Here is a 19,181-nt window from a genome sequence, read left to right on the forward strand (position 1 = left end):
TAAAGAGTCAGGAGTGGCGAATATATCCGTATCAAGTAACCAATGACTAAGCATAAAAATACCCTCATAATCAAAAGATGATAAGGATATTGTGAAGCAACCAAAAGATCGGTCAACCGATCAAAAACACCTTAACTGATCGGTGTTAGCCCAAGAGCGACTTTTAATATTTACTATATTTGAGCTATGAGCGCTTAAATGCAATTTCACCGTCGATATGAATATCACGCTGCGGAAAAGCAATCACTACATCATGCTTTTCAAATACAGCGTAAATACTAAAACGAATATCACTGCGTACTTTTCTAAGCATGGTTTCAGACTCGGCACATACCCAAAAAATAGCATTAAAGACGAGCGAGTTATCTGCAAAGTCATCAAACAATACCGACGATTTTGGATTAGTCAAAATAGCCTCATGGTCATCAAGTACTTGCTGAATTAACTTTTTAACCAGCAGCACGTCTGATCCATATGCAACGCCTACACTTACCGATGATCGTGCATTACCATCAATCAGTGTCCAATTTGTTACTGTGTTTTCTAAAAGCTGAGAGTTAGGTATAAGCATATGAACACCGTCATTTCGACGAATACGTGTAGAGCGTGTATTAATCGTCTCTACCACGCCTTTTGCATTGCCCACTTCTAAAAAGTCGCCAATACGTATTGGTCTCTCCCACATTAATATCCAGCCACTAATGAAGTTATTAATTATATTTTGCGCACCAAAGCCTACACCAATGGCTATTGCACCTGACACAAAAGCAAATGCAGTCAGCGGTATGCTTAATACCTCTAAAGATGTAAAAATTAAAATTGCGATACTTAAAATAAAGTAAATACGTGTGAATAAATGCACGGCATCTTGGCTTAATTTTTTTGCCAATAACGTTTTTGTTATTAGCTTGCCAACGCGTGTAACAATAAACCAAATAGCGAAAAGTATTAAAGGCACTTGAATAATTTTTGCTACGGTAATGTGTACATCGCTGTAACTAAATACAACAAAGGCAAGAATTTGGTTTATGTGTTCTAAGGTCATTTATTTTCCAAAACAAGCAAAGGAGCGCTTTAAATTTAAATCACTGTAAAGTAAAAGCGGTTCAGTGTTGGGTAAGTTTAGCAGTCATAATATAACTAAAACGCCAAGTTAATAAGTTCAAAATGCTTTTTATGAACAATTTATTAACTCTTTATTGCACCGAGTGCTATATAAATAGTGTACAAGCACTGGAGATCACATATGACACAACTTACTTTAAATCAAAGACTCGCTACTTTGCAGCCACAGGTAGACTTACATTTATTTGAGAGCAGCCTAGATTATCGAAATAAAATTTTGTGCCTTCTTGCAGAGCAAGAGCAAACATTGGCATCTATTAACAAAGAGTTTGGCCAACAACAACCTAGCAACTTTGGCTCTGAGAGAAAATTTGTACTTGGATATAATTAAGCAAATTATTACTCAACGACTTGATTAAGTAGCTCAAGTGTTTACTTTTAGAGCTACTTTTACCTCCCTTAAAGCTAAATATTAGCTAATTTGCGTTCAAATCCCGCTTAATACCGATAAACTTTATTGTATAAACCCCAAAATTTGATAAGTTAACTAGGTTTTTCGACTCGCAAAGCCTATTCCGGCTAATCTTTCTATGGAGTTATTATGCGTAAAACCCTGATCGCCACTACTATTGCTAGTGCTTTAATATTATCTGCCTGTTCATCTAACGATACACAAAACATGGCAAAAGAAGGCTCAGCACAAGTGCAAGACATGAACGCAAACAATGTTTTATTTAAGCCAAGCCCATTGCAGTATATGGCACCAGAATTTGATAAGTTTGGTACAAAAGATTACGAAGCTGCATTTGATGCAGGTATCGCTCAGCACACAGCACAAGTAAAAGCGATTGCTAACAACCCTGCTCCTGCAACATTTGAAAACACATTAGTTAAAATGGAGTTATCAGGTGAGCTATTAAATCGCGTATCAGCTGCGTTTTATAACTTATCTGGCTTAATTTCAGATGCTGAATACCAGCGTATTGATGAAAAAATGGCACCTGTATTATCTGCTCACTCAGATGATATTTACCTAAATGGTGCTTTATTCAAACGTGTACAAACAATTTACGACAACCAAGATAAATTAAACGCAGAAGACAAACGCCTAGTTGATTTTTACTACAAGCAATTTGTAAAAGCAGGTGCTAAATTAAACGACGCTGAAAAAGCTAAAATGCGTGAAATTAACTCAGAGCTAGCTCAGCTATCTACTGCGTTTTCACAAAACATTTTAAAATCGTTTAAAGAAGACGTTATTGTAGTTACAGATAAAAGTGAATTAGCGGGTCTTTCTGAAGGTGAAATTGCAGGCCTTGCAGCTTCGGCTAAAAAAGCGGGCAAAGACGGCTACATGATCACTTTGGTAAATACAACGCAACAACCAATTTTAAGTAGCCTTGAAAACCGTGACCTACGTGAGCGTATTTTTAAAGCCTCTGCAAACCGTGCAGCAAAAACTAACGGCCCTATTATTATTAAAGAAACCAACCTACGCGCTCAAAAAGCAGAGCTTTTAGGCTACAAAGATTGGGCTTCTTATGTAATGACTTCACGTATGGCACAAACAACTGATAACGTTTACGGCATCCTTGATGACCTAGCACCAAAAGCAGTTGAAAAAGCTAAAATTGAAGCTGCAGCAATTCAAAAAGTGATTAACGATTCAGGCGAGAGCTTTGAGCTTAAACCGTGGGATTGGACTTTTTATGCTGAAAAAGTACGTGCAGAAAAGTACAACTTAGACCCAGCACTTGTTAAACCATACTTTGAAATGCAATCGGTTATTCACGATGGCTTATTCTTTGCAATGAACAAACTGTACGGTATTACGTTTAAAGAACGTAAAGATCTTCCTGTTTATCATGAAGATGTAACCGTATACGAAGTATTTAACGCTGATGGCAGCGCTATTGGTTTATTTTACTTAGACCCATATGCACGTGAAGGCAAACGTGGCGGCGCATGGATGAGTGCATACGTTAGCGAAAGCGGCTTAAAAGGCACCAAACCTGTTATTTACAATGCGCAGAACATTCCAAAACCTGCTGCAGGCGAGCCTACGCTAATGACATTTGATGAAGTGTCTACTATGTTCCATGAATTTGGTCATGCTGCTCACGGTTTATTCTCAGATGTTAAATACCCAAGCCTAGCGGGTACTGCAACGGCGCGTGACTTTGTTGAATTTCCGTCACAAGCAAATGAAGATTGGATGATTGAACCAACAGTACTTGCAAACTATGCGAAACATTACAAAACAGGTGAGCCAATTCCACAAGCTTTACTTGATAAAGTACTTGAATCGCAAAAATTCAACCAAGGTTACGGCACTACTGAGTATTTAGCAGCAGCACTACTTGATATGGAATGGCATTCATTTGGTTCTGATAAGAAAATTACTGACGTTCAAAAGTTTGAGCAAGACGCGCTAGAAAAACACGGTATTGCTTACTACCCTGTTCCACCACGTTACAAATCAAACTTCTTTAGCCACACATTTGCAGGTGGTTATTCAGCGGGTTACTACGCGTACCTATGGACTGAAGTGTTTGCAGCAGACGCCTTTGCACATATGGAAAACAACGGCGGCTTAACACGTAAAAACGGTGATAAGTTCCGTAAAGAAATCCTATCAAAAGGTAACAGCCGCGACTTAATGCAAAGCTACATTGAGTTTAGAGGTCAAAAACCAACTACCGACGCACTACTTAAGCGCCGTGGTTTAGTTGAATAATTAATAACTTAGTTTATTAATTATTGCTTTATAAAAGCCCGCTTGCGGGCTTTTATTGTTTATACATTAATTTATAACAGATAAACTGCTGCCATTAATTATTTAGAGACGACGGCTATGCGGTACTTATTTGCAGTAACTTTACTTTGGGCATTTTCATTTAGTTTAATTGGCGTGTATTTAGCAGGTCAGGTTGACGCATGGTTTAGTGTGTTAATTCGCATAGCACTAGCAACCCTCGTATTTTTACCCTTTTTAAAGTTTAAACAAACACCTAAACCTTTAGCCTTAAAGCTCATGCTGATTGGCGCTATACAACTTGGTGTTATGTATAGCTTTTACTACCACTCCTTTTTATTTTTAAGCGTCCCCGAAGTACTGCTATTTACAGTAATGACTCCTTTGTACATTACCTTGCTAAATGATGCATTGAACAAACATTTTAACCCACGCTTTTTTATAGTCGCACTTATTGCTGTAATTGGTGCAATTACCATTCGTTACGAAAATCTAAATAGCAATTTCATAATTGGCTTATTATTAGTTCAAGGTGCGAACATAAGTTTTGCTGTAGGCCAAGTAACCTATAAACGCTTAATGATGAACAATAAGCTTGATGATAAAACCGTATTTGGATGGTTTTTTATAGGCGCACTTATTATTGCCACAATTTGTTATGCATTATTTGGTAATTCAAACAAATTACCAACCACTTCTACTCAGTGGGGCATACTGATTTATTTAGGGGTTGTTGCATCAGGCCTTGGTTACTTTATGTGGAATAAAGGCGCAACACTCGTCAACGTTGGAGCTCTGGCAGTCATGAATAACTTACTTATCCCAGCAGGGATTATTGTTAACGTGCTTATTTGGAACAGAGATGCTGACATAGTTAGGTTAAGTATTGGTGCAGCTATAATGTTAGGTGCATTATTAGTGAATCAAATGCTTAATAAAAAGTAAATTAATAAACTTGTAGCTAAATTGTCATTAATAATCATTAAGGTAGTACAAATTTTACTTTTTAAGGATAAACAATGAAACGTATTACCTTACTTACAGGCTGTATATTGTTAGCCACACTTGCTGGCTGCGACGACGATGTAGAAATAGTAGAAAAAGAAGTGGTTGTTACCAACACCGAAGTGGAAATTGTTGAAGTACCTACGCCCATTGTTGTAGAGGTTGCTGAAGGAGTAAATATTCAGCTAGGGACTCGCCCTGACTATTTAATTAACGATATGGCTCAAAGCACACTAAAAACAAAATTAGAGTCATGCAGCGAAGGTCCTTTTTACCGCACCGATTTTTCTATTGGTCATCGCGGTGCATCAATGCAATACCCAGAACACACTAAAGAAGCCTACATTGCTGCAGCTAGAATGGGCGCTGGCATTGTTGAATGCGATGTTACATTTACAAACGACAAAGAGCTTGTTTGTCGCCACTCTCAATGCGATTTGCATACCACAACTAATATTTTAGCCATTCCTGAACTTGCAGCTAAATGCAGTGTGCCATTTACACCAGCCAACCCTGCTAATGGTATTGCCGCTTCTGCAAAATGTTGTACCAGCGATATAAGCTTAGCGGAGTTTTTAACCCTTGAAGGTAAAATGGATGGTGCAAACACTGATGCAACGACCGTAGCCGATTACATGGATGGCACACCAAGTTGGCGCACTGATTTATATGCCACCAACGGCACATTGATGACCCATAAACAAAGCATTGCACTGTTTAATGAGCTAGGTGTAAAAATGACACCAGAGCTAAAATCGCCACAAGTAAGTATGCCATTTGATGGAATGACACAAGAACAATATGCGCAAAAAATGCTAGACGAGTACACGCAAATGGGTGTGCCAGCCTCAAAAGTTTATCCGCAATCATTTAACCTTGAAGACGTAAAATACTGGATTAACAATAACCCTGACTTTGCAGATAAAAGCGTTTACCTAGATGGACGTGACAGTGAAGCCGGATTTGATCCAAGTAACCCACAAACATGGCAACCGGGTATGGATGAGTTAGTGGCTGATGGGGTGAAAATTTTAGCTCCTCCAATTTGGATGATGCTAACAATAGATAACGAAAGTAATATTGTGCCATCGCAATACGCTATTGACGCAAAAGCAGCAGGTTTAAAGCTTATTGCATGGAGCCTTGAGCGCTCGGGCCCGCTTAATGAAGGTGGAGGTTATTACTATCAATCAATTGCTGATGTTATAGATAACGATGGCGACATGATGACAGTAGTCGACGTACTCGCAAAGGACGTGGGGGTAATGGGTATTTTTTCAGATTGGCCGGCTACGGTAAGTTACTACGCCAGTTGTAATAAAATGCCTGCCAGCATTTAAAAAACCATTTCAGCGGTCGTTTATTCTGCTGCGCTCAGTTACCATAAAGAAAGAGTCTAAACCTTTTTAACTGAGCGCTTTTATGATCATCCAACAACATAATGCTGACTTGCCAACACCGACAGGTTTAATGCGAACAACTGTATATCGCCCTCAAGCGCAAGGACAGTTCCCTGCTATCATTTTTTATTCTGAAATATTTCAGCAAACTGCCCCCATCGCACGCAGCGCAGCTATTTTAGCAAGCCATGGCTTTGTAGTGTTAGTGCCTGAAGTGTTTCATGAGTTAAACCCTATAGGCACTGTGCTTGCTTATGATGATACAGGTAAAGACAAAGGCAATGCCGACAAGTGGGCAAAGCCACTTGAGCACCACGACAGTGACACACAAACTATGATCGACTTCATTAGATTACAAAGCTATTGCACAGGCTCCGTCGGCGCAATGGGCGTATGTATTGGCGGTCACTTAGCTTACAGAGCGGCACTAAATCCTGAAATTAATGCGGCTTTTTGTTTATACGCAACTGATATTCACAGCAATACATTACCTGCGCAACCTGGAAATAACTCATTCGAGCGTATGGCTGATATACAAGGCGAAATTCACTTTATATGGGGCAAACAAGACCCGCATGTGCCAAAAGAAGGCCGCGCTAAAATATACCAGCAATGCGTAAGCACAGGCATCAATTACCAGTGGCAGGAAGTTAACGCACAGCATGCCTTTATGCGTGATGAAGGTGAGCGATACGATGCAGCCCTTGCGATAAATATGTATCAACAAGCGGTGGCATTATTTACCCGAACTTTATAAATGCTGTAAAAACTACTCATTAAGTACTTTTCAGCATACCTAAAGCGGTATGCTGTTTTACAAAGTATGCTTTTAAGTAATCAATAAACAATCGTAGCTTTTTAGAGCCCGCAGCCCCTGGCGGAAATACCCCGTAAAGCTCAATATCTTTGCTTTTATAATCATCTAATATTATTTCAAGCAGTCCAGCTTGCACTTTTGGCCACGCATCGTAAAGCGGAATACGCCCAATGCCATGCCCTGCTTCAACAAAAGCAGTACGAGCAGCGGCATTATTGGTGCTTAAGGCGCCTTGCATTGTAATATCGTGTTTTTTGCCATCTTTTTGAAGTGTTAATGTTTTACTGCCCAATTGATAAACGACCCATTGGTGCTCTGCTAGCTCTAAAGGCGTTTTAGGTTTACCAAAATGTGCAAAGTATTCAGGCGCGCCACAAATACAAGTGCTCATTGTAGTCAGCTTGGTTGCCTGCAAGTTGGAGTCACTCAGTGCCACGCCCCTAATTGCAAAATCAAACCCATTTTTAATAATATCAACCACATCGTCAGTAAGCTGTAAGTCTATTTGAATTTTAGGGTATTGGCGCTTAAACGTATTTATTGCAGGCACAATTAACTGCATTCCCACATTTACTGGGCAACTAATTTTAAGTAAACCTTGTGGCTCGCTCTTTATATTTTCTATTTGCTGATTAGCCGCATTAGCTTGTTCGGTAATTATTCTACAACGCTCATAATAAGCAATGCCTGCTTCAGTGAGCGCCATGGTACGGGTTGAGCGATTTAATAAAGTAACTTCAAGCTGCGTTTCTAATTTTTTTAAATGATAACTTGCAACTGCTCGCGTAAGCCCTAGCTGTTTGGCAGCAGCGGTTAAGCTGCCCTGCTCTACAATTTGTGCAAATACAACCATGCTCTTTAACTGCTCAAACGACACTTTCATAAATGCTCCGTAGTGTGTTTTAAATTCAACCTTTTTATTGTATCAATAATTAAATCAATAAAGTTAAATTTATCATCGTTGTTTAAAGCAGTGTTAGTGCATATAGTAATTGGTAAGCAAGATAAACTAATTCAAATCATCAGAAGGAATATATTCAATGTCTAAAAAAATACTTATGGTTCTTACATCTCACGCAGAACTTGGTAACACTGGCGAAAAAACAGGTTTTTGGGTAGAAGAATTTGCAGCCCCTTATTACGCATTTGTTGATGCAGGCGTTGAAGTAACATTAGCGTCTCCAGCTGGCGGCCAACCACCCATTGATCCGACAAGTACACTTGCCGATTTTCAAACAGATGCAACAAAACGTTACGACGCAGACAGCGCGGCGCAAACATTAATGGCAAACACTAAAGTGTTGAGTGAGGTTAAATCTAGCGATTTTGACGCTGTATTTTACCCAGGCGGTCACGGTCCATTATGGGACTTGGTTGACAACACAGATTCAATTTCACTTATCGAAAGCTTTGTAAAAGAGCAAAAACCTGTTGCTGCGGTATGCCATGCAAGTGCTGCATTTTTAAATGTTAAAGATGCGGATGGCAATGCATTAGTAGCGGGTAAAAAAGTAACTGGTTTTACTAACTCTGAAGAAGCTGCAGTGCAACTTACCGATATCGTGCCATTTTTAGTTGAAGACGAGCTAATTAAAAAAGGTGGTGATTATCAAAAAACTGACGACTGGGGTGTATTAGCGCTAGAAGACGGTTTAGTAATTACCGGCCAAAACCCAGCAAGCTCTGAACTAGCTGCAAAAAAACTATTAACTAAATTAGGTTAATAGTGAGTAATAATTAAAATTAAGCACAGCATTTTATGCTGTGCTTTTTTAATTGCTTTTCATTAGCAAATACAATTCCTATACTGGCAACTCTTAAAGTCAATTAGGGCGATTATATGGCAACCAAGCCAACCACACTGTCATTACTAACTAGTACCCGTTTCGCAATATTTAGTATTGTTGTTATTTGCTCCGTACTACAAGTGATCAATAGTCTACCTGGCATAAATCTTAATGGTTTAGGCATATATCCACGCAGTATCCAAGGATTAATTGGCATACTATGCGCACCTTTTTTACATGGTAGCTGGTGGCACTTTGCCAGTAATATGATCCCATTTGTAGTATTAAGTTGGCTAATTTGCCAGTACAGCGTAAAACGTTTTTATAACGTATTTATTTTTACCGCTCTAGTCGGTGGACTTTTAGTTTGGGCATTTGGGCGCAGTAACATACATGTTGGTTTAAGCGGTGTTATATATGGTTTATGGGGCTTTATTCTATGCTACGGCTTAGTAAGACGCTCATTAAAATCAATTATAATTGCAGTTGTAGTGGCTATACTTTATAGCGGTTTTATATGGGGTGTTTTACCTCAGCGCTATCATGTATCGTTTGAAAGCCATTTATTTGGAGCGCTAAGCGGGTTGTTTTTAGGTTATAGATTAGCAAAAGCCGATAAATTAAAAGGTCGGTAAATTAAATATTTAGGGCCTTTAATTAATTTTTTATGGCCACATTTATGAGTAAGTATTAAACATTTCCATTTAACATTGAGGTTATTTATGAGTGATCAAAACGAATACACGCCACCGAAAGTATGGACGTGGGAAAGTGAAAGTGGCGGTAAATTTGCCAGCATTAACCGCCCAATTGCAGGCGCGACTCATGACAAAACTCTACCTATTGGCGAGCACGCATTTCAGCTTTATTCTCTTGCTACGCCAAATGGCCAAAAAGCTACAATCATGTTTGAAGAGCTTTTACAGCTTGGTTGCACCGATGCAGACTATGACGCATATTTAATAAACATAGGTGATGGCGATCAGTTTGGATCTGACTTTGTTGATATTAATCCAAACTCAAAAATCCCAGCGCTAATGGATCATTCAACCACACCACCTACTCGCATCTTTGAATCAGGTTCTATTTTACAGTATTTGGCTGAAAAATTTGATGTACTCATCCCTAAGGATTTAAAAGCTAAAACAGAGTGTCGTAACTGGCTATTTTGGCAAATGGGCTCAGCGCCATACTTAGGTGGTGGGTTTGGTCACTTTTATAGTTACGCACCAAGTAAAATGCAATACCCTATTGATCGTTTTACTATGGAAACTAAACGCCAACTTGACGTGTTAAATCGTCATTTAAGCGAAAATGAATACATGGCGGGTGATGAATACTCAATTGCCGATATTGCAATTTGGCCCTGGTATGGCTCGCTTGTTTTAGGCGACTTATATGACGCAGCTGAATTTTTAGATGTTGCCTCATACACTCATGTTGTTCGTTGGGCAAAACAAGTTGCTGATCGCCCTGCTGTAAAGCGCGGCCGCCGCGTAAATCGCACATGGGGCCCTGAAGAAGAGCAAATGGCAGAGCGCCATAACGATAGCGATTTCGAAGGTTAAATCTATAGAACAGCGAGTAAAGTTCTTAAGACTTTAACCTGCTTGATAATTTTAAGGCTCAAAATGATTATTTATTATGAGCCTTTTTACTGTGCTAACTTTTTTTTTTGCTTTCATAAACTATATTTATTCTTATACTCAGGATTAGAGCCTAGCTAATCGATGTTTAATACGCTTTTGTTCATCTGAAATATTTGCTGTATTTCTTGAACGTTTCTCCATCGCTAGTTGGAGTGACTTTTGTATAAGGTTTTACTTAGTGCCATATAAAAATCTAAATAGTGAAGAACGCAGAGAAACCGTTAAAATTTTATACTCTAATGCCATCTCTGGTATTGCCATATCGACTGTAGTCAGTTTTATATTAGTGTTTGCTTTTGATTTAAATAACCAGAAAATATCCTACGAAAAAAGTATTTGGCTAAGCATTATGGTTGTCTTATTAGCAGCTCGCGCTATTGATGTAATATGGTTTTATAAAACCAAAAAGGATAGCCCGCTATTTAATGCTGACACATACTCAAAAAGATTTTCAACGGGGTGTATTTTAACTGCGCTATCGTGGTGTGGGTATGCACTTTGGTTTCATAGCACCTCATCAGCAATAGAGACGACAACCACGATTGCTATTTTATCTGCCTTTGCAGGAGGCTCTGCAAATCTGCTTTCAGGAAGTCGAGTAACCGCTGTACTCTATAGCATTATTTTACTGGCGCCCTACTCTTTTTTATTAACCTTTTCTAACGAAAACTACAACTCTGTCCTCGGTATTTTAGGCCTAGCATTTACTGCTATTATGGTGGCTTCATCGTACAAATCAGCCACATTTACACACAGCGCAATCAAGCTCAAAAACCAAAACAGAGAGCTGCTTAATGAAATGGAAAACAAGGTTGAGCAACGCACAGAAGAAATCTACCGTTTATCGAATACCGATCCACTTACAAATCTATTAAACCGAACCGCATTTTTAAAAAATGCAAACAGACAACTAGCAGACAACCCTCAAGAACCCTTTGCTTTATTATTCGTAGATTTAGATGGGTTTAAACAAATAAATGATTCGTTGGGTCATAAAGTAGGCGATAAAGTATTAAAAGAAATAGCACGAAGAATTAGTAATGTATGCAATCAACAGCTATTTAAATGCCGATGGGGCGGGGATGAGTTTTTAATTTTAGCAACGTATCAAAAACAAGCTGAGCTTATCGAGTTTGCAGATAGAGTACTTCAAAGCATTGGTGCCGAGCATGAAACATATAAATATCAAAAATGGGTATCTGCAACTATTGGTATTGCCATGTATCCTGAGCACGGGAGTGATTTTAATACTTTAATTCGCTCTGCTGATACTGCAATGTATCACCAAAAACGCATGGCGAAAGGTAATATCAATATTTATAACGATTCACTCAAATTAATACAAGAAAGAGAGTATCTTTTGAGTCAACGCTTAGCCAGTGCCATAGAAGAAAATAGTTTAAGGCTAGTATTTCAACCAATTGTTGATAGCAAAACCTCAAAAGTAACCTCTTTTGAATCATTATTACGCTGGCAACTAGATGGTGAAAATATTTTCCCTGATGAATTTATAGCTATTGCCGAGCAATACGGTTTAATAACCGAGTTAGGTATTTGGGTAATAGAACAGGCATGTATACAAGCAACAAAATTAAGTCACTTACAACCACAAATTGCTATAAGCGTAAACGTATCGGTTATTCAGCTACAAGATCCTGATTTTGTATCTAAAGTATTAAAAATAGTAAATCGCCACCAGGTAGAACCTAAAAACCTACACATAGAAATTACTGAGTCAGTATTTGCCGAGGATAAACTCACATTTTTGACAGCCGTTAAAGCACTACAAAAACAAGGCTTTTGTATTTCAATTGATGATTTTGGTACAGGCTACTCATCACTATCAAGCATGCTTGATATTGGTGTAGATATAGTAAAAATAGACAGAAGCTTTATTCAAAATATGGATAAAAGAGGGTTAAGTATTATTCATGCAATTGTACAAATGGCCTCTACTTTAGATTTTACTGTTGTTGCAGAAGGCGTTGAAACTATTGAGCAAGCAAACACACTCACTAAAATTGGTGTATCTCACCTACAAGGTTATTACTTTTCAAAACCGATGGAAGTAGGTTTTGTAGATGCTTATTTAAATGAGCAAAATAAGCAATGTAGTTAATAGCAAACACCTCTAAAAGCGCTTAGCTACCATATGAGTTATGCGCAACCTTTCTTATTAGGGCCTGTTTATTTTTTGAGGTTGAATTTGCAGTAGACTGTCTGGTATTTAAGCAAGGCAGAGCCTATGAAGTGTGGTTATTAACCATACATAGTTGATAACGTAGTATTAATGCCAAACATGCGCTGCCCAAAGGTTCTGCCTAGGGAGATAGACTCTTTGTTACTAGGTTACAAACCTCGCGCCGCGATTAAATCGTCCTTAGATTGAACAAATTTCAATCCTTAAAGGTCAACAGCCCCTTCCTAAAACATAATCTTACAATTGCTTACACCCAGTAAATAGTAATTAGCGTAGGCTAAATATAATCCAACTTACATATGTATATTACGTTTAAACGAAAAAGCCCCAGCGCTGGATAGTAGGCAAAATTATGCGCTGACGCTGCTTAAATAATAAAAACTTTAACGATACAACTAAATATAAAAAAGGAATTTGCATGATAAAACCACTTTGCTATTCACTCATCACTTTACTTACCCCCATAAGCGTTATAGCTCAAACAATGGCAATAAAAACAACGGATGAATTAGTATCAACCGATTCAGAGATTTTATTTGCATATAATAAAGAATCAAAACAATTAGAAGCCATCAATTTACTTACATCACTTAGTAGTGAACTTGCTTTACCAAAAAACGCCATCGGGTTTGATGTTGCAACACTTGCTAACATCACCGATAAACAAGCACTCGTACTAACAAGTGATGGCGTATATAAAGCCCAAGCAGGTAAACCAACATTGTTGTTTAATTATGAGTCGGTTCTTAATCAATTAAAAATAGATAAATTTGAAAAAGTAGACTTTGTTTTCGATGCTAACAACGATGGTCTAAGCGATATTTTTATCCCCGGGTTAGCAAGCAGTACTTTATACATTCAAAATAAAGATGGCAGCTTTAAGCCTAACAAATTTAAACAAACGCCTAAGTATGAAGGCCGCTTTTCAGGAAAAGGGCTTTCTTTAGAAGTTAATATTAACAATAAACCTGTGGTTATCGATTTTAACCACGACGGATTAAACGACCTGGTTTTTTCAAATGACTTTGGAGCAGATGTACTACTTGCTAATTCAGAGGGCTTAGAGCAAAAGCTTACCTCAATTGATTTTAACATTGAGCTAGGCGAGCTAAGCAATGGCGAGACTCGCAAAATAAAGCAAATTATTGATATTAATAACGACGGATTTCTAGATTTTACAACCAGACAGTTTAAGCCTACACAAGGTATGGATTCGTTAGATATAAAAATAGCACATACTTTGTACCTAGGGAGTGCTAAAGGTTTTACTAATACGCCCATTACCTTATTTGAAACACAGGGCCCTAGTGAGTTATTGCTCAAAACTGACTTTAATAATGATGGCTTAATTGATTTACAAAAAATGGACTTAGATATTGGCTTAGGTACTATCGCATCTATGGCATTAGGCGGTGGCAGTACTGATGTAGATTTAGAAATGAATCTTTATAAGCAGCAACCCGACGGCTCATTTGCCAATAAATCGAGTATTGAACTTGATTTAGAAATGGAAGTGGGGATGAATCAGAACCGGCTCTCTATTTAGGTGACATTAACGGCGACAGCTATATTGATGCGGTATACAAATACAGTAAAAAAACGCTGTATATTTATTATGGAGAGCAAGACTCACTGCTAAATGATAAATGCAAAAAATTAAAGCTAACGCTGCCTAAAAATAATAAAGATATTCTTCTGGTAGATATAAACCAAGACGGTAAAAAAGATTTTGTATTTAAATTTACCGAAGAAGATGGCACCAGCAAAATAGAAACACGGTTAAATTAAGCCAATAAAAAAGCCCAACAGAGTTAACCGTTGGGCTTTGGACTTAAGACTTTCGAGTAACAGTCAGCTTTACTCTAAGTTATAACACCTAAGCAGTTACATTTAGCAGCGAGTCGCCTTCACTTAAACCAAATTTCTCTTGCACTGATGCAAGGATTGATTCTTTATCTTCATCAGACAACTGGTTTGAATACTCAGTTAAGAGCTCATCTAAGTAGCTCACTACCTCGTCTGTATCGACTGATTCTAATGAGTTTTGTGGCGGTGGCGGCGGTCTTTGACCTTCAGCTCTTCCTGCATCACCAATGCTTTTAGCATCAAACTCGAGTTCGCCCATTAAATCAGCAAGCTCTTTTGTTGGTTCAATACCTTGTTCTTTAAATGCAGCTTGAATACTTTGCGCATCGTCGCTAGTTAAGTTTTCTGCATCAAACTGTGCAAGCGTTTCTTTAACAAAATCGCTTTGCTCTGTTGTTAATTTTGCAGCTTGACTACTTTGTTGCGGCATAAAACTCGCAGAGCTGCTGCCAATATTATTAATCATTTTAGTATCCTTTCAACGTTCACGGCGAGGTGGTTTATGATCGCTAAGCTCTTGTTCAGTAATTTCGCCATTACCATCGGCATCTATAGAATCAAAAATTGTTTGTGCATCACCGTGCGGCGGTTTTTTAGCACTAAACTCTTCAAAGCTAATTACGCCATCACCATCAGTATCAATAGTTGAAAAGTCAGGTTTTTCAGGAGGATTGTCACCGCCTCGAGCAGCTACATTAGCTGAAAAAGCAATAGATAATATTGCCACAGTGGCAAGAGTTGAAAAATGCTTCATAGTAATAACCTCGTATTTAAGAATTAAACTAAGCTTACGCTTTAAAAACGCAAACAATGTGCAAATAATGAGGAAGTAATAAATTATTTTTAATAAAAACTGATGATTCAAAAAAAGTTCTGGTTGATTGCTTTGCAATCAATATATAAGCTAATAAAATAATACGATTAATTACTCTCTGGCAGTAGTGTTACTGCCCTTAATTCTCAAAGCTGATATACTGCTTGAGCCAATTAAACAAACAAATACAGAGCACTTTCATAAATAATGATTAATAACCAACCCTACTTAGCAGGCAATCTGTGAAAATACCTAAACGCCTACAACCTCTTGTTGATGATGGCCTTATTGACGAAGTAATAAGCCGACTAATGAGCGGTAAAGAAGCCGATGTATTTATTGTGCGTTGTGGTGAACATATTCGCTGTGCGAAAGTGTATAAAGATGCGGTTAAACGTAGTTTTAAAAAGGCGGCACAATATCAAGAAGGCCGAAAAGTACGTGGTGGACGCCAAGCGCGTGCTATGGGTAAACGCTCTAGCTATGGCCGCCAATTAGAAGAAGAAATTTGGCAAAATGCCGAAGTTGATGCGTTATCTCGTTTAGCTAGCGTGGGTGTACGCGTTCCTGATACTTACTTTTGTATTGATGGCGTGCTGCTTATGGAGCTCGTCTCTGATGAAGATGGTAACGTAGCCCCTCAACTAGGACATGTCGTTTTTAGTGAAGAGCAAGCGATTGAGCAGTATAAACTCATGATACATTACATTAAGCTTATGCTTTGCGCTGGTATAATACACGGTGATTTATCTGAGTTTAATGTACTTGTAGATAATAACGGCCCTGTAATTATAGATTTACCGCAAGCCGTTAACGCTTCAGCAAATAACAGTGCACAAGCTATGTTTGCACGCGATGTAAATAACATACGCCGCTACTATGGTGAATTTGCGCCAAGCATACTAAAAACTCAATACGCTAAAGAAATGTGGGCACTATTTGAAGAGGCCAATTTAACGCCTAATTCAACGCTTACAGGTGAATTTGAAGACAGCGACGAACTTGCTGATGTAGATTCTATTCTTGATGAAATTCAAGCTGCCGAATACGAAGAGTTTGACCGTTTAGAGCGAATTAAAAATGCTGACGACGATGAGTAACTCATCGTCATAGCTCATTTCACCTTACTGTGGATGCACAAACCGGTAGCCAACCCCATAAACAGACTGGATAACACTTTCAGTTTGTGTCACTTCATCTAGTTTTTTACGCAACTTTTTAATATGGCTATCAATAGTACGATGGCTCACAATACGCTGATCGGCGTACATAGTGTCCATTAAGCTATCGCGCGAATAAATACGATTTGGGTTGTTAAACAAAGGTTTAAATAGTTGAAATTCAAAGTTCGTCAATTCTATACTGTTTGATTTAAATTTTACGCTGTAGCTGCTTTCGTCAAGCTTCATTGTTGACTCTGTAACGTCACTTGCGTTATTTAATCGCCTTAAAATAGCTTTTACGCGTGCCACCAGCTCAGCATAACTAAACGGCTTACAAATATAATCATCTGCACCTAATTCCAGCCCAAGCAGCCTATCTATTTCTTCTACTTTTGCCGATACCATAATAATAGGCACGTTTGAAAAGCGCCTAATTGCTTTACACAGTTCAATACCACTTTGGCCTGGTAACATTATGTCTAGCAAGATTACACTCGGCCTGTTAATTTCAAGCCAAGGTAATACTTCATCCCCGTGATGTATTTGATGTGTAATAAAGTGATGGCTACTTAAAAAGTCACTCATTAAGTTAGCTAGCTTTACTTCATCTTCCACAATCAGTATTTGTTCACTCATAGGCATCTCTGTAAGTAACCTCAACTTTATTTTTATAAATTAAATAGTTGGCAATCTAATAATAATAGCAAGGCCGCCTAAGCTGGCTTTTTCTGCAGCTATTTCACCTTTATGACCTTTAACTATATGCTGGCAAATAGATAAACCTAAGCCCGAACCGCCCTCTTGGCGATTACGCGAACTATCTACTCGATATAAATACTCAAACAAATGCGATAAATGCGACTGCTCTACACCTACACCATTATCTTCAATTATAAGCTCTAAATAAGTTTGCCCTTCAATACTTATATTTTTAGCTGTTAATGAAATAGTTGTACATTGTGCATAGTGCACGGCGTTCATTAAAATATTATCGAGTAGCTGCAAAAGGCGTGTTTTATCTGCTTGTACAGTTATGTGTTTAGCGCTATTTAGCAAGTATATTTTTATATTATGTTGTTCAAGCAAAACCTGATATTTTTGCTCAATAGTATTTAATAATAATGCCATATCAGTAGGTTGCATTGTGTAGTGCATACCTCCTAACTCTGCGCTATTGAGCATATGCAAGTCGTCTATTAAGCGTTTTAAATGCAAAGCTTCATCGTTAGCCGAACTTATATTTTTTGCGTTCGGTTCTCGTATACCAAGTAGCATAGCTTCAAGTTCACCGAGTAAAATACTCATTGGCGTCCTAAGCTCATGAGAAATATTAGCAAGCCAACGCTTACGTACTTGCTCATCTTTAGCGAGTGTAAATGCAAGCGTATTAAAATCTTCGCTCAACTGTCCTAGCTCGTCTTTTCGCTCAAGCGTGAGTTTGGTCTCGTAATTACCTTGCGTTAAACGATGCATACCGTTAGCAATTTGCTTTACAGGGCTTACTAGGTGACGAGACAATAAAAAAGTAACCATTAATGTTAGCAATACCGCAGCTAAAGCAATAAACCATAAGTAGTTAGTTTGCTGCTGTAAAAAATCAAGCTCATAGCCATCAACCAAGCTATCTCTTTTAGAAACTGCTAAGTAACCCACTATTTTATCGTTAACAATAATTGGGGTTGTTATATATTTTAAATCGCTGAGGTATCTACCCACTACTCGCTGTTTATTTTCGTCAAGCAAAGCGTAGTGAGCAATATTTTCTGGCGGTGGGCGGCGATCTTCCTCTAAACGAATATGATCTGGCGGCGGTCGTCGCATCATTCGCCCACGCGGACCTGAGCCTTCTTGTGGCCTAGGCAAAAACTGGCTATTTTCTAATTGCGATTCAACACGTTTTCTAAAGTTTTCGCTATCGCCAACAACTCGTTCCCATGAGGGTGTTTGTTCGTATTGCTTTGCAAGTTGCACAACAAGTGGTTCAAGCGCTTTTACTTCTTTTGCATTAACAAAATCAATTACGCCTTGCCCTATACTCCATTGTATAAGAACCACCAGCCCTGCAATAACACTAAAGGTAAAACTAAATAGTATTAAAAAAAGTTTATTATGAATTTTCATTAATGCGTGTTTTCAACCTTGCTAGGAAAGCTTTCAAATCGGTATGTTATAAACTCTTTGGTTTGGTCGTTAACATACAGCGTAGCAACTATTTTTTTACCTTGAGCGGTCCAATACATATGACCATGATTATTTAAAGTAACCGATACGGTATTTATACCCGTTTTAAATAAGTTAGCAGGTAAATGCAACGCTTGTCCGTAAATTCGCTGTATTTTAACCCCATTAATGTATAAATGAGCATGACCTTGTAAAAAACCGGTGTCTTGGTTTGTTGTCGCAACCATCATTTGTTGCATGTTCATCGTGCCCTCTGGCGGCACAGACAAATCATAACGCTGTGTATCTAAAATTAAGTTATAACCCGACATACTATCTTTTAATAACTTAAGGCTTAATGCCGGGATTGGCGTATCATTTGGCACAGCTATAGGCATATGGCTATGATCCATCATTTCCTGCTGCGCAAAGAGCTTGAAGCTCAATAGCGCAGCAGTTGTTAGGATCAATGCGTATTTAAAATAACGCATAGTTACTCC

The 19,181-nt window shown here is 38.3% G+C and carries 18 protein-coding genes; 11 read left to right on the plus strand and 7 right to left on the minus strand.

Going from position 1 to position 19,181, the window contains the following annotated elements; all coding sequences use genetic code 11:
- Positions 1-184 precede the first annotated feature (184 nt).
- Positions 185-1,045: a mechanosensitive ion channel family protein gene (locus tag H4J63_RS12275; RefSeq protein WP_024604667.1), complete on the minus strand. Its 861-nt coding sequence runs from the start codon at positions 1,043-1,045 to the stop codon at positions 185-187.
- Positions 1,046-1,246: 201 nt separating this feature from the next.
- On the opposite strand from H4J63_RS12275, the gene H4J63_RS12280 reads away from it, so the two are divergent.
- The 5 genes from H4J63_RS12280 (at position 1,247) to H4J63_RS12300 (ending at position 6,982) form a co-directional block, all read left to right on the plus strand.
- Positions 1,247-1,456 carry a hypothetical protein gene (locus H4J63_RS12280; RefSeq protein WP_024590275.1) on the plus strand — a complete coding sequence of 70 codons (210 nt, stop codon included), beginning with the start codon at positions 1,247-1,249 and terminating at the stop codon, positions 1,454-1,456.
- A gap of 210 nt (positions 1,457-1,666) precedes the next feature.
- Entirely contained in the window at positions 1,667-3,802 is a 2,136-nt protein-coding gene (locus tag H4J63_RS12285) for a M3 family metallopeptidase (protein WP_182196855.1), read from the plus strand.
- A gap of 117 nt (positions 3,803-3,919) precedes the next feature.
- Positions 3,920-4,765, plus strand: coding sequence for a carboxylate/amino acid/amine transporter (locus tag H4J63_RS12290; protein WP_024604670.1), 846 nt, complete (start codon positions 3,920-3,922; stop codon positions 4,763-4,765).
- 74 nt (positions 4,766-4,839) lie between these two features.
- Complete coding sequence (locus H4J63_RS12295; protein WP_024604671.1) at positions 4,840-6,165, plus strand: glycerophosphodiester phosphodiesterase family protein; 1,326 nt, start codon at positions 4,840-4,842, stop codon at positions 6,163-6,165.
- 82 nt (positions 6,166-6,247) lie between these two features.
- Positions 6,248-6,982, plus strand: coding sequence for a dienelactone hydrolase family protein (locus H4J63_RS12300; RefSeq protein ID WP_024604672.1), 735 nt, complete (start codon positions 6,248-6,250; stop codon positions 6,980-6,982).
- A 19-nt stretch (positions 6,983-7,001) separates the two neighbouring features.
- On the opposite strand, the gene H4J63_RS12305 is transcribed toward H4J63_RS12300, so the two are convergent.
- Positions 7,002-7,925 carry a LysR family transcriptional regulator gene (locus H4J63_RS12305; protein ID WP_024597041.1) on the minus strand — a complete coding sequence of 308 codons (924 nt, stop codon included), beginning with the start codon at positions 7,923-7,925 and terminating at the stop codon, positions 7,002-7,004.
- Between the two features lie 157 nt (positions 7,926-8,082).
- Between H4J63_RS12305 and H4J63_RS12310 the strand changes: the two genes are divergently transcribed.
- The 5 genes from H4J63_RS12310 to H4J63_RS12330 all read left to right on the plus strand — a co-directional run bounded on the left by H4J63_RS12310 (position 8,083) and on the right by H4J63_RS12330 (position 14,224).
- Positions 8,083-8,766 (plus strand): type 1 glutamine amidotransferase domain-containing protein, encoded by a 684-nt coding sequence (locus H4J63_RS12310; protein ID WP_182196857.1) that lies wholly within the window; start codon positions 8,083-8,085, stop codon positions 8,764-8,766.
- Positions 8,767-8,882: 116 nt separating this feature from the next.
- The gene (locus tag H4J63_RS12315) at positions 8,883-9,464 is read left to right on the plus strand and encodes a rhomboid family intramembrane serine protease (protein WP_182196859.1); all 582 of its coding nucleotides are present in this window, start codon (positions 8,883-8,885) and stop codon (positions 9,462-9,464) included.
- A gap of 87 nt (positions 9,465-9,551) precedes the next feature.
- Positions 9,552-10,397, plus strand: coding sequence for a glutathione-dependent disulfide-bond oxidoreductase (gene yghU / locus H4J63_RS12320; protein WP_024604673.1), 846 nt, complete (start codon positions 9,552-9,554; stop codon positions 10,395-10,397).
- Positions 10,398-10,656: 259 nt separating this feature from the next.
- A complete protein-coding gene (locus tag H4J63_RS12325) occupies positions 10,657-12,597 on the plus strand; it encodes a bifunctional diguanylate cyclase/phosphodiesterase (protein ID WP_024604674.1) in 1,941 nt (646 codons plus the stop codon).
- Between the two features lie 499 nt (positions 12,598-13,096).
- On the plus strand, positions 13,097-14,224 hold the full coding sequence (locus tag H4J63_RS12330; protein ID WP_259365645.1) for a VCBS repeat-containing protein: 1,128 nt from the start codon (positions 13,097-13,099) through the stop codon (positions 14,222-14,224).
- Between the two features lie 330 nt (positions 14,225-14,554).
- Here the strand turns inward: H4J63_RS12330 and H4J63_RS12335 are convergent, their stop codons facing one another.
- Positions 14,555-15,010, minus strand: coding sequence for a hypothetical protein (locus H4J63_RS12335; RefSeq protein ID WP_182196861.1), 456 nt, complete (start codon positions 15,008-15,010; stop codon positions 14,555-14,557).
- 12 nt (positions 15,011-15,022) lie between these two features.
- On the minus strand, positions 15,023-15,298 hold the full coding sequence (locus H4J63_RS12340; RefSeq protein ID WP_182196862.1) for an EF-hand domain-containing protein: 276 nt from the start codon (positions 15,296-15,298) through the stop codon (positions 15,023-15,025).
- A 302-nt stretch (positions 15,299-15,600) separates the two neighbouring features.
- Here H4J63_RS12340 and H4J63_RS12345 point away from each other — a divergent pair, with 302 nt between their 5' ends.
- A complete protein-coding gene (locus tag H4J63_RS12345; RefSeq protein ID WP_182196864.1) occupies positions 15,601-16,458 on the plus strand; it encodes a PA4780 family RIO1-like protein kinase in 858 nt (285 codons plus the stop codon).
- A gap of 24 nt (positions 16,459-16,482) precedes the next feature.
- Here the strand turns inward: H4J63_RS12345 and H4J63_RS12350 are convergent, their stop codons facing one another.
- The 3 genes from H4J63_RS12350 to H4J63_RS12360 are packed head-to-tail and all read right to left on the minus strand — an operon-like array spanning position 16,483 to position 19,172.
- On the minus strand, positions 16,483-17,157 hold the full coding sequence (locus H4J63_RS12350) for a response regulator (RefSeq protein ID WP_165744078.1): 675 nt from the start codon (positions 17,155-17,157) through the stop codon (positions 16,483-16,485).
- Positions 17,158-17,196: 39 nt separating this feature from the next.
- Positions 17,197-18,642 (minus strand): ATP-binding protein, encoded by a 1,446-nt coding sequence (locus H4J63_RS12355; RefSeq protein WP_182196865.1) that lies wholly within the window; start codon positions 18,640-18,642, stop codon positions 17,197-17,199.
- On the minus strand, positions 18,642-19,172 hold the full coding sequence (locus H4J63_RS12360; RefSeq protein ID WP_165744368.1) for a hypothetical protein: 531 nt from the start codon (positions 19,170-19,172) through the stop codon (positions 18,642-18,644). The genes H4J63_RS12355 and H4J63_RS12360 overlap by 1 nt, the downstream gene beginning before the upstream one ends.
- Positions 19,173-19,181: the final 9 nt, after the last annotated feature.

Source organism: Pseudoalteromonas sp. 5Ae-yellow (genome assembly GCF_014077565.1).
Classification (GTDB): domain Bacteria; phylum Pseudomonadota; class Gammaproteobacteria; order Enterobacterales; family Alteromonadaceae; genus Pseudoalteromonas.